General features: G+C 54.7%; 11 protein-coding genes and 1 pseudogene. 10 read left to right on the top strand and 2 right to left on the bottom strand.

Translation table 11 applies throughout. The features are described 5' to 3' along the window. Positions 1–958: 958 nt before the first annotated feature. The 5 genes and pseudogenes from RBA40_RS32620 to RBA40_RS32600 all read left to right on the top strand — a co-directional run bounded on the left by RBA40_RS32620 (position 959) and on the right by RBA40_RS32600 (position 6,189). Positions 959–2,833, top strand: a complete 1,875-nt coding sequence (locus RBA40_RS32620) for an RHS repeat domain-containing protein (RefSeq protein ID WP_306652989.1) — start codon at positions 959–961, stop codon at positions 2,831–2,833. Then, positions 2,830–4,998 carry an RHS repeat-associated core domain-containing protein gene (locus RBA40_RS32615; protein WP_306652988.1) on the top strand — a complete coding sequence of 723 codons (2,169 nt, stop codon included), beginning with the start codon at positions 2,830–2,832 and terminating at the stop codon, positions 4,996–4,998. The genes RBA40_RS32620 and RBA40_RS32615 overlap by 4 nt, the downstream gene beginning before the upstream one ends. Continuing rightward, complete coding sequence (locus RBA40_RS32610) at positions 4,995–5,405, top strand: hypothetical protein (protein ID WP_306652986.1); 411 nt, start codon at positions 4,995–4,997, stop codon at positions 5,403–5,405. Before RBA40_RS32615 ends, RBA40_RS32610 begins: the two co-directional genes overlap by 4 nt. An 18-nt stretch (positions 5,406–5,423) precedes the next feature. Continuing rightward, positions 5,424–5,822, top strand: a pseudogene (locus RBA40_RS32605) (RHS repeat-associated core domain-containing protein); the annotation flags it as partial. Continuing rightward, the gene (locus tag RBA40_RS32600; protein WP_306652985.1) at positions 5,707–6,189 is read left to right on the top strand and encodes a DUF6968 family protein; all 483 of its coding nucleotides are present in this window, start codon (positions 5,707–5,709) and stop codon (positions 6,187–6,189) included. The pseudogene RBA40_RS32605 and the gene RBA40_RS32600, both read left to right, overlap by 116 nt. A 215-nt stretch (positions 6,190–6,404) precedes the next feature. On the opposite strand, the gene RBA40_RS32595 is transcribed toward RBA40_RS32600, so the two are convergent. Next, positions 6,405–6,680, bottom strand: coding sequence for a hypothetical protein (locus RBA40_RS32595; RefSeq protein ID WP_306652984.1), 276 nt, complete (start codon positions 6,678–6,680; stop codon positions 6,405–6,407). An 82-nt stretch (positions 6,681–6,762) separates the two neighbouring features. On the opposite strand from RBA40_RS32595, the gene tnpA reads away from it, so the two are divergent. The 5 genes from tnpA (at position 6,763) to RBA40_RS33680 (ending at position 9,788) form a co-directional block, all read left to right on the top strand. Beyond that, complete coding sequence (gene tnpA, locus RBA40_RS33725) at positions 6,763–7,080, top strand: IS66 family insertion sequence element accessory protein TnpA (RefSeq protein WP_445352057.1); 318 nt, start codon at positions 6,763–6,765, stop codon at positions 7,078–7,080. After that, the gene (gene tnpB, locus RBA40_RS32590) at positions 7,080–7,436 is read left to right on the top strand and encodes an IS66 family insertion sequence element accessory protein TnpB (RefSeq protein WP_306652982.1); all 357 of its coding nucleotides are present in this window, start codon (positions 7,080–7,082) and stop codon (positions 7,434–7,436) included. Before tnpA ends, tnpB begins: the two co-directional genes overlap by 1 nt. A gap of 21 nt (positions 7,437–7,457) precedes the next feature. Next, on the top strand, positions 7,458–9,092 hold the full coding sequence (gene tnpC / locus RBA40_RS32585) for an IS66 family transposase (protein WP_374710582.1): 1,635 nt from the start codon (positions 7,458–7,460) through the stop codon (positions 9,090–9,092). Then, positions 9,089–9,598, top strand: coding sequence for a hypothetical protein (locus RBA40_RS32580; RefSeq protein ID WP_306652979.1), 510 nt, complete (start codon positions 9,089–9,091; stop codon positions 9,596–9,598). The genes tnpC and RBA40_RS32580 overlap by 4 nt, the downstream gene beginning before the upstream one ends. Before the next feature lie 61 nt (positions 9,599–9,659). Further along, complete coding sequence (locus tag RBA40_RS33680; RefSeq protein WP_374710581.1) at positions 9,660–9,788, top strand: RHS repeat-associated core domain-containing protein; 129 nt, start codon at positions 9,660–9,662, stop codon at positions 9,786–9,788. Between the two features lie 743 nt (positions 9,789–10,531). On the opposite strand, the gene RBA40_RS32575 is transcribed toward RBA40_RS33680, so the two are convergent. After that, positions 10,532–11,145, bottom strand: a 614-nt coding sequence (locus RBA40_RS32575) for an IS3 family transposase (protein ID WP_306652977.1), incomplete at its 5' end; no start/stop codon positions are given.

Here is an 11,145-nt window from a genome sequence, read left to right as displayed (position 1 = left end):
GCCCTACAGCCCGGAACTGAACCGCATCGAAATTCTGTGGAAACATGCCAAATATTTTTGGCGCCGTTTCGTCAGCCTGAACGGTGCTGAGTTGCTCAATGAAATTGAGTCACTGATGAAAGGTTTCAGAGCCGAATTTAGGATAAATTTTGCGTGATTACTTAGTAACTAATTTTCTTCATTCGCAGAAATTTTCCGTCTGGCTTGAGCTGGCACCGCCACTCCTTGAAAAATTTCGCATTCCGATCGTTAAGGCGATAGAAAGTCAACAAATGTATTTAATGCAACGAAAGCGGTGTAAAATATCTAAATAATATTTAAAACGCTATTTGCGCAACCGTTACTTCCGAACGCAAAAGCCCTAAATCCATTCAGTCGCTAGCTGCGTCAACCAGCACCCCTTCACTTCCTCTTCCGTGTGGCAGGGCCGCCTCTTCATTATTTTGAATAGAGTAATATGTATCGAGAATACTTTAAATTTTGCGCGCCATTCGTTTTTCTGCTGGCAGGGCTTCTTCCGAACGCGGTAGCGAAGCCGCGAATTATAGCGCCATCCTTCACTTATAACCATGGCATTGAGAAAACCGGCAATCCACCATTCCCATCCTTTGCAACCTATAGTGAAGCGTATGCGGACGGGCTAGCCTCCATGGCGATATTGAATGCGGCTCATACTAGTGATGAGTACCGGTATGTATGGGAAGGTTTCAAGCCAGACCCTGAAAGGACAATAAACGGTACTTATATACTTCAGCCGATAACTAGGCGTGTCAATAGTACGTTGCCAACATCGGGAGCAGGGATTGACCGGAAACCGGAATGTCCTGCCGACTATAGGCTGGACGAAAGCGGAACGACCTACCACGTGATAGCAATGTGCATCGCTTTGAAGGAGGAGCCTGAGCCTCCATGTGATGTATGCACTGCTTCGCCTATTCCAGAGCAAGTTGGAAACCCCATGTTTCCGTCAGCGGGTCTTAAGGTACAGGTTGACGTGGATTATGAGAGCGGCAGTGCGGGCGGGCTGCGTTTTGCACGTACCTATCGTAGCGATCGCAATCTATGGGAGCACAACTACAGCTCCAGCGGATATGACATTGGGAAAAAATCAAAACCCCAACTTGAAGTGCCTGAGCAAGGGCAGAATTGCATTCGTTCCGTAGGAGCTGTGAGCGGAGTAGGTCGCTGTTTTCATTTGATGAATGAGGGCCTCGAAAATGACTTCGTTTTACAGCGAGGCAGTGGGCCAGTGCTGAGATTTGGGACGGAATTGGATCGGCTGCCTCCTGAGAACGTGAACGACCGATGGACGCCAGTTCTCGATTCAGCTAACAAAGTCATCGCACACGACGTCTACAATGCCCGCAATGACTCCACTGAACGATATAGTCTGGATGGCCGGCTCGAACGAATTGTGTCGCGTACCGCTAACCTGCTTTCATTTACATATGTCGTGGGTAAAGATGGCGTTAAACTATTGCATTCTGTTACTGATCATTTCGGTAAATCAATGACCTTTACGTATGACTCTGCGGGGCGCATGAGAACCATGACCACACCAAATAGCGGTGTCTTCACCTATGCCTACGATGAGGCGAGCTCGGTAAATGGTAAGCCAGTGGGAAATCTGACATCGGTTACATATCCAGATGGCAAAAAGCGTACGTACTGGTACAACGAACCTCATAACACGGCGGACGCTGTGTTGCCGTTCGCCTTGACTGGTATCACAGACGAAAACTGTACACGTTACGCAACGTATAAATACGACGCTGCCGGTAAGGCTATATCCACTAAGCATGCCAGTGGGGTCAACAAGTATCAGTTGAAAAGACCGTCCACCGTCAGTGTTACGGATCCTTCCATCTTGGTTACCAATCCTCTAGGCGGTGATCAAACCTATAAGTACACGACCATTTACGGAACCCTACGTGTAATAAGCGAAACCCAGCCAGCGGGCTCGGGCGCACCGGCCTCGTCGCGCAGCATTGGTTACGACAGGTACGGTAACATCGATACCTACACTGACTTCAAGGGAGTGGTAACCAAATACACGTACATCCTGGACCGCAACCTCGAAAGCACCCGCACCGAAGCATTTGGCACTAAGGAACAGCGCGTCACTACCACTGAGTGGCATCCGAAATTTCGGCTCCCGCTCCGCGTTTCCGCGCCAAAGCAGCGAACCACCTTCACCTATTACGACAACGGCGCGTTGAAGGCGAGAACCGAACAGGCAACGGGCGATTTGAATGGCACACAGGCTTTCGCCTCGGCGCTAGTGGGGTTGCCACGCACCGTCAGTTTCACCTACAACGCCCACTGGCAAACGGAAACCATCACCGGACCTACAGCGGCGAACAAAGTAACCTATATCTATGAGCCGACGACTGGTAATCTGATGAGTATTACGAACGCACTAGGCCATATCACGCGCTTTGAAGAGTACAACGGTGACGGTCAGGTTGGCTTGGTTACGCAGCCAAACGGCGCGACAACGCGGCTGCGCTACTACCCGCGCGGATGGCTCGAGTCCGTAACTGTGACCGGAGGCGACGCCAAACTGACTACCGATTACGAGTATGACGGGGTCGGTCAGCTAACGAAGGTCAGCCTGCCCGGAGGCGTGGTCATCAACCAAACCTATGATGCTGCCCATAGGCTCACCGATATTGCGGACAATGCCGGAAACAGCATCCACTACACTTTGGATCTGCTTGGCAACCGCATAAACGAAGAAATAAAGGACCCAAACGGTGTCTTGGTGCGCCAGACCGGCAGAATATTCGACGCAATGAGCCGTCTTCAACAAATGACTGGAGCGGCCCAATGAACCGACTGTTTACAAAACGCCTGTCGGCGGGAATGATGATCATTGCGTCGTCATACACCCCATTGTTCGGCAACATGACGGCCACCGTCGCCTTTGCGCAATCGCTGCCCAATGCCACTACCTTTAAATATGACGCTGTCGGCAATTTAACTGAGATTAACGAGCCATTAGCGCGCAAGACCATCCAGCGATTCGATCCGATGAATCGCGTGATACAACAGGAAAGGGTGCTGCCGAACGTTTCCGCGCCGTTGACCCAGTACAGTTATGACGGCCTGGACCAGCTTAGTACCGTCACTGACCCGCGTAATTTGGTGACGCGCTATGTCGCCGACGGCCTGGGCAATCAGGCTGAGCTGAGTAGCCCGGATACGGGTCTCTCGACGTCGACCTATGATGTCGCCGGCAATCTGAAAACCCGCACTGACGGACGCGGCAAGAAGAATACCTACACTTATGACGCGCTCGACCGCCTGACCCGTATCGACCATACCGGCGCAGTTAGCACCACGTTCGAATACGATGGCGGCGCCACGCCAATCCTGGACGCGACCGGGCGCCTGACCCGGATGACCGACGAATCCGGCAGCACCACCTATGCCTATGACGGATTGGGGCGACTGAAGACCAAAGTCCAGAACATCATCGCGTCGCCGACCAACTTCACCCAGGCGCTGTCCTATGCTTACGATTCAAGCGGCCGATTGGCTAGCGTCACCTATCCTAGCGGCAATCGGGTCAATTATGGGTATGACAAGGCGGGGCGGGTCGGCAGTATCACGCTCAACCCTGTTCAAGCCAATGGCAGTGGCACCAACACCGAAAGTACGATTGTTTTGCTGGACAACATTAGCTACGCACCGTTTGGTGCTAGCGGCGGCTGGAGCTGGGGCAACAGCACGGTGGGTAGTAAGAACGTGCATGTCCGCACTTTCGACCTCGAGGGTCGTCCCAGGAGCTATACTCTGGGCAATCCCGCAGCAAATGGTGTCGTGCGCACGGTGCGTTATGACGTCGCCAGCCGCATCACGGGATACACCCATACCGGCAGCGGCACGGTACCCCTTCCGGCCAACTTGGATCAAACCTTCGGCTACGACAACCTTGATCGGCTGATCAGCTATAGCGGAAACGGCACCACTCAGACCTATGCATACGATGCCACCGGCAACCGGATCAAGGGCAGCTTCGGCGCAGCTAGCTACACGAATATCGTCGATCCTCTCAGCAATAAGCTGAGCTCGACCACCGGTCCGTTGTCGGCCAAGACCAATACGTACGACGGCGCGGGCAATTTAACCGGCGACGGAAACCTCGTCGTGACGTACAGTGGACGTGGGCGGCCATACAGCATAAAGAATGGCGCGATCACTGTCTATCAGCTGTTCAACGGGATCGGGCAGCGCGTCCTGCAGAGTTATGGTGGCGGCTTGTTCGCCTATGATGAACAAGGCCATTTGGTTGGTGAGTACAACGCCAGCACTGGCAAGCCGACCAGGGAGACGGTTTACCTGGGCGATCTGCCGGTAGCGGTGCTGACGCAGACTGTGGCGGGCACGGCGCCCAGTCAAGTAACGGCGACCAATGTATTCCATGTTCATCCGGATCATTTGGGAACGCCGCGAATGATAACGCGCGCGCTCGACAATAAGATCGTGTGGCGCTGGGACAATGGTGATCCGTTCGGGCTGACTCCACCAACCGAATATTTTAGCGGAACTGGTACCTTTACGTTTAATCTGCGAATGCCAGGTCAGTACTACGACAGGAACACAAACCTGTTTTACAACTACCACAGGGATTATGATCCGCAGACGGGGCGGTATATCCAAAGCGATCCGATCGGGCTTAAAGGTGGGATTAATACATATAGCTACGTCAACGGGAACCCGCTTAGCCACATTGATCCAACTGGAGAGGCAGGTATTCTTCCTGCTGCCGGGGGTGTAGTAGTAGGGGGATACTTCACTTTCAAAATGTTTCAGAAGCAAAAGAAGTGCGAAGAACTGTGCGTTTTGACACACGGCGACGCTGTTATAACGTGTGGCGATCCTGACCGCCAAGAGATATCGGACATTAACGGGCACAACCGTGTGCTAGCCTGTAAAGCTAGCTGCGCTATGGGCTCTGTCATGTCTCGCCTATTACCTGGGAAGTTGAAATGAACTGGCTTAAGGCATTTGCAACGTGGGTCACAGCGCTCGGGACGGTATTGGTCTTTAGTGAATCTGTGCTGTCTTTCTATAAAGTGGTTGAGTTTCGTGCAGCCGTGCACGACCCCATCGACTTGGTGGCGGTGATCTTCATCAGTTTAGGCGTCGTTCTTGCGGCCTCGTTCGCACTAATGGCAATCACGTCGCTATGGGTCAAGGGTGCAAAAGGAGAGAAGATTTGTCGTATAAGCGGATTCATATCTGCAGGATTTGCGATAGCGGTTCTTATACTAAATTCCATTGACTTAAGGGAGTGGCCCCTTCGTGCATTAGAAGGTCGAAATTTTTCTGCGGCATGGTGCCTTCTTGTATCGTGTGTTCGTGTTTTTGCAAGAAGGCGTCTAGCTGACAAATCGTAGAGATAGTACAACTACTTCAAGGATTACGATCCGCAGACGGGGCGGTATATCCAGAGTGATCCGATTGGCTTAGGTGGTGGCATAAACCCCTATATCTATGTGTTGAATCAACCGACGCGATACTCAGATCCAGAGGGGCTTCAAACGAGATTATTGCCACGCCCATTGCCCCCGCCAATGACGCCCGACGGGAAAAGATTTTTTTGGCCGAAACCGGTACGCGATGCGGCTCAAATGATTTGCAATCTTGCTGAGGAAGGGACTTGTCTAATGGCTTGCGAAGCAACTCATACAGCGATGTATGGCTCATGCGCGTCTGCTGGCGAGCCCTGGCAAATTTTGGCCTGCGCTGCACGAGCCGATGCATGGTATGCCTCTTGTAAAGCTAACTGTAGTACAAATCCAGGGAATAATTGAGGGCAATATGTTTTTTGAGAGAACCCTTTCCTTTAAATCCTCATCGGGTACTGAAAAGTTAATTACGGTGAGAATAGGAACACCGTATTTTCCAGCTAAAACTGCCGGATTTGAAATGTTCTATGGGTGCCCCGTACAGCTAGACTTCATTACGTCTGCGCACGAGGCGTTCGGAATTGACTGCATGCAAGCACTGGGAGGTGCACTTTCGATGGTACATATTTACCTGAGAGACTTGTCCAACGGAGGGGAATTGAGATGGATGGATGGCCGTCTATATAATCACGAACATGAGTGCCCGATTCCACTCGAAAAGCAGATTAATATAGCTCGATCGAAAGCGGATATTAAATTTGAAGAGCCGTGATCGACCACGGGTGTCAGTATTGGTCGCTCTTTACTGAAACAAGGGTGCGGTGGCGGAGTCGGGTCTGACGAATGGACACGGACTGATGCATAGCTGGATCGGTCGTTCCCAAGCGCTACTTTATTAACAAAAAAAGCCGTACCCAACCCGCTGCTTGCAAGAGCGCGGGTTCCGGTACGGCTTTTAATTTTTAGCGGCTAAAGAAAGAAAGTGACCTATCGTCCTGCCGCGCGCACTGGCCGCTTGCCACCGGCCGCCGGCGCCTTAGCCTGGGCCAGCGCCGCCCGCGACGCATCCCAACGCCTTGCCTCGTGCTTCAGAATCTTCCCCTCCAGCAGCTCACGCACGGTCTGCTTCCCGTCGTCGGTGAACTGGTTCACCGCTTCGAACTGCAGCGCTAAATCCTCGCCGGGTCCGCGCTCATTCTCCCCAAACACCAAGTCGTCGAGCCGCATATGCAGCACCTTGGCCAGCCGGATCAGGGCGTCCAAGGTAAGCGATCCATGAACCCCAACCTTGCGGCCTTTTCAGCGCCGAGGCATTCTAGCCGCACCGATTTTCTTGGGAGCGGATATGAAGTCTGGGACAGCATTTTGGATGGGGCACGTCGCCACAATTGAGCATGACGGTATTGCGGCAAGCAAGTACGCTCGCCAGCACGGCCTGTCCGTGACGGCGTTGCGTTACTGGTGCCGCAAACTGCGAGCAAGCGTAATGGAGGTGGCGCCGGCTGCGAGTCAATTCCTGACGCTCAGTGTCGTCCAACCCGGCGACGGACCGCCTCAATCGGGCTGCATCTTGGTGCTCGCGGGAGTACGTCTCGAGATGCCAACGCTACCGCCACCGGAATGGCTGGCCGCGGTAGCATTGGCCACGCCAGGCTGCCGCTGATGCATCCGGGATACCAGGTCGCGCAGGTCCATTTGTGCCGTGTACCGATCGACTTCCGCAAGTCGATCAATGGGCTCTCGGTACTTGTTGAGCAGGAGCTCGGCCTTGATCCATTCGGCCAAGCCTTATACGTCTTCATCAATCGCCAGTGCAACAAGATCAAGGTGCTGTACTGGCACCGCAATGGTTTTTGCCTGTGGCTCAAGCGCCTTGAAGCGGAGAAATTCGCATGGCCACGAGATGGCGAGGAAGCAGCGCACGAGCTCACCGCGCAGCAGTTCGAGTGGCTGCTCGAAGGCTTCGACCTGTGGCGTCATGCCCCGCATAAATCCTTGCATTTCACTTCTGTTTCGTAAAGCGAGCTGTTAACATGTTGCATGCCTTCTGCCGCCGTAAAATCGTCCATCACACTGCCCGAAATCGCGCTACCCGCGCTCGGGTTGCCGGCGATCTTGCCTGGCGACGTGGCCGGCCTGACAGCGCTGCTGCACGAGCAGCACAGCATGTACGCCAGCGCGGTCGAGTCGATCCGCCAACAAACCATGCGCGCAGCACACGACTATTTGATTCGCATGGTCGAGCAAGCTGCGCTGGCGCGGCATCGTCTGTACGGCGCAAGCTCCGAACAAACTTCGTCGCAGGCGAGGCTGTTCGACGAGGCCGAAGTGCTTGCCCAAGACGGCGCAGCGCAGGACTTGGCACCAGTGCCGCCAGGGGCCGATCCTGGAACGAAATCTGCAAACAAAAAGGCGCGCGGCAAGCGGGCGCCTTTACCTGCCAATTTGCAGCGCGTCGATGTCGTGCACGACGTGCCAGCCGACGAACGCACCCGCCCGTGTGGCACGCCGATGGTGGAGATTGGCGAAGAAGTCAGCGAGCAGCTCGACGTCGTCCCGATGCAAGTGCGCGTGTTGCGCCATGTGCGCAAGCGCTATGGCTGCCCAGGCAGTGCGCATGCGCCGGTGACGGCACCGTTGCCACCACAGCCGCTACCCAAGAGCAATGCCAGCTTCAGGCTGCTCGCGATGCTGCTGGTGGCCAAATTCGTCGACGGCCTGCCGCTGGCCCGTTTCGAGTATGTTCTGGGCCGTCATGGCACGCCGGTGCCGCGCCAGACACTGGCGCGCTGGGTGAACGGGGCCAGCGCCGTACTGCAGCCGCTGCACAACTTGCTGCGTGACCTCCTGCTGGACGGCGCACTGATCCACATGGACGAGACCGTGGTTCAGGTGCTCAAGGAAAAGGACAAGGCAGCCACGTCCAACAGCTACATGTGGGTGCAAACGGGCGGGCCGCCGGGGCGCCCGGTCGTCCTTTACGATTACGATCCCAGCCGCAGCGGGGAGGTTCCGGCACGCCTGCTGGAAGGCTATGAAGGCTATCTGATGACCGACGGCTACGAAGGTTACAACCGGGTCGCCCGTACCGCTGGCGTCGAGCACATGGTTTGCTGGGCGCACGCGCAGCCAAAGGGCAAGCGCGGCAAGGCAGACGGGGCTATCGATCTGATCGGCCAGCTGTATGGTATCGAGCGCGCGCAGCGCGACGCCACAGATGGACAGCGCCTGCTGGCGCGCCAGACGCACAGCATGCCTGTGCTGGGCCGATTGCGCGCGTGGCTGGAAACGCACCTGCCGGCGGTGCCGGCACGTACCGCGCTCGGTGCGGCCATGGCTTACCTGCACAAATACTGGGGCAAGCTGACCCGCTACATAGAGCGCGGCGACCTGCCGATCGACAACAACCGTTGCGAGAATGCGATTCGCCCCTTCGTCGTGGGACGCAAAGGTTGGCTGTTTAGCGACACGCCTGCTGGTGCGCATGCCTGCGCGGTGATTTACTCGCTCGTGCAGACCGCGAAGGCCAACGGCGTTGAACCGGATCAATGGCTGTGCCAAGTGCTGCGCGATTTGCCCGCTGCAAAAACCGTCGACGATGTGGAGGCGCTGCTGCCATGGAATATCGGAGCGGAGTCCGACCGCCAGGTTAGTTTGGCAGGCGTAGCGCCATGAGCCGCGTTTCGCAAAAGGCGCTTGTTAGCGCCATCAAATCGGTGAGCGCAATGGACTTGCGGCAAAAGGAAGCGCTCGCCGATGAATTGTTCCGTGCTCAGCCAAACATGTTCGGTTCGGTGCTGGTTCTGCAGCGCATGGGAGTCTCGCCGGAAAAAATGGACTTCGCGCTTAACCTGCTGTTCATTTGCTTCCAAGCGATGAAGGAAACCGGCTTGGCCTGGCCGCTGATTACCGAAGCCGAACAGGACAAGCAGATGGCGCGCTATGTCGCCGCTGTTCGCTTCGGCGAAGACCTGCCTCCGACGCAGAGCCAGCGCGCCATGATGCAATACCTCAGTGCTCACCCAGAAAAGCAATTACTGGCCTACGTCACAACAGAACTAACGAAATGGCTCAGCAGCATTGCTCCCGATGAATCCGACAAGTACGTCATGCTGGGATGCGCCAACCTAATGAACTGCATCGCCTTCGTTCCCATGCCCGCCATCGGCAAGAAAGCCTAATACGCACCGGATTCAGGGCATATGATGCAGGTCCTGGGTGCGGGCAGCAAGGCTGGGGTTCATGGATCGCTTACAGATCAGCGCTTCCTTAGGTCGTTACATACAGTCAGACCCTATCGGACTGAAAGGGGGTATTAATACATACACTTACGTTATGAATAAACCCCTGACAAGAAAAGATCCATTTTGACTCAAGGATACATGGTACTGCGATGGAAAACGATGCGGAGAAGAATGTTATAGCGAAATTTGTTGGAACGCGCCCAAGCCGCCGGGAAGTCCGACGTGGAGCTCATGCATGAACGCGTGCGTTGGTGCTTTCAACCCGTGGTGGTCTACCCCTACAGGCGGGGCAGTTAGTATTGCTGGGGTAGCAGCAGCCTCGAGTAAGAAAGCCACTACTGCGTGTACTTAGGCAGGAGGAGTAATGGGTGCATGGGGAGTCGGTACCGCAGTCGGGTGCGCTATGGCCTGTCAACGCAGTTTAGATGCTTATAAGTAGGAAATATGAACGGCACGAAAAAAAATGATAAAGCTAGCGTCTTTCAACGCCTCGTTTGTGCGGTCATTGGAATAGCTGGAGGAGTGATATGGATATATTTTCTAATTTCCGCTTTCAATGAATCTCGGACGGTTTCGTTAGATACGGTCCTAGCGATTCTTTTTGTGTTGCCGCTTGGATTTTTTTTATTTATATATATTGCGGTAGTAGGACGGTTTCCACCCTAATACTAACGGACCAATGCCGTTGTGAGTGGAAGTTGACTTCGGCTACCATGTCGGCTACCGCTGTGAGTGACCGGGCGTCGCTTTTCCTTCAACATGATTTCTGCAGTTGCGTAGTCGACCAATTTTTGCTGTCAAAGTCAAATAGGCAATGTAGCCGGAGTTGATATCATGAAACAGTTAGTGCTTACGAAGGAGGTCCTGTGGTCAAGTAATTTCGGACACCACGATAGGTTCGCGTGCTGCCATTTTTCGTTCGTAGGCAGCGGGCGGCAGATTGCCCAATGCTGAATTGATTCGCTTGCTGTTGTAGAACCCGACGATGTAGTCGGTGATATCAGCCTTGGCCTCGGCGTGATTGGCGTATTGCCGCTGCCAGACGCGCTCCATCTTGAGGTTCAGAAAGAAGCGTTCCGCCACGGCGTTATCCCAACAGTTTCCCTTGCGGCTTATGCTGCAAACGAAGCCGTGTTGTTTCAGCAGGTCTTGGTAACGCTCGCTGGCGTACTGGCTACCCCGGTCCGAATGGACGATCAGGCCCGATGCGGTCCGGCGCTGTTGAATGGCCATGTTCAACGCGTCGCAGACCAGCTTGGCGGGCATGCTCGGCGCCATGGCCCAACCTACTACTTTGCGCGCATACAGGTCCAGCACGGTGGCCAAGTACAACCATCCCGCGCCGGTGCGAATGTACGTGATATCGCTGACGTAGGCCACGTCCGGCGCCGTGGGATTGAACCGCCGATTGAGCCCATTGGCGGCAATCGGCAAGTCGTGCTTGCTGTCTGTCGTGTGAACGAACTTGCGCTTCCAGAGGGGTA

The organism is Massilia pseudoviolaceinigra (genome assembly GCF_030846505.1).
Classification (GTDB): domain Bacteria; phylum Pseudomonadota; class Gammaproteobacteria; order Burkholderiales; family Burkholderiaceae_D; genus Telluria_A; species Telluria_A violaceinigra.
The sequence above is the reverse complement of the archived record's forward strand: the minus strand, read 5'-3'. Positions and strand labels throughout refer to the sequence as shown.

Bases quoted from the DNA above. Each gene is read 5' to 3' on its own strand.
- RBA40_RS32620 (WP_306652989.1), top strand. From the start codon at position 959: ATGTTTCCGTCAGCGGGTCTTAAGGTACAGGTTGACGTGGATTATGAG.
- RBA40_RS32615 (WP_306652988.1), top strand. From the start codon at position 2,830: ATGAACCGACTGTTTACAAAACGCCTGTCGGCGGGAATGATGATCATT.
- RBA40_RS32610 (WP_306652986.1), top strand. From the start codon at position 4,995: ATGAACTGGCTTAAGGCATTTGCAACGTGGGTCACAGCGCTCGGGACG.
- RBA40_RS32600 (WP_306652985.1), top strand. From the start codon at position 5,707: ATGGCTCATGCGCGTCTGCTGGCGAGCCCTGGCAAATTTTGGCCTGCG.
- tnpA (WP_445352057.1), top strand. From the start codon at position 6,763: ATGAAGTCTGGGACAGCATTTTGGATGGGGCACGTCGCCACAATTGAG.
- tnpB (WP_306652982.1), top strand. From the start codon at position 7,080: ATGCATCCGGGATACCAGGTCGCGCAGGTCCATTTGTGCCGTGTACCG.
- tnpC (WP_374710582.1), top strand. From the start codon at position 7,458: ATGCCTTCTGCCGCCGTAAAATCGTCCATCACACTGCCCGAAATCGCG.
- RBA40_RS32580 (WP_306652979.1), top strand. From the start codon at position 9,089: ATGAGCCGCGTTTCGCAAAAGGCGCTTGTTAGCGCCATCAAATCGGTG.
- RBA40_RS33680 (WP_374710581.1), top strand. From the start codon at position 9,660: ATGGATCGCTTACAGATCAGCGCTTCCTTAGGTCGTTACATACAGTCA.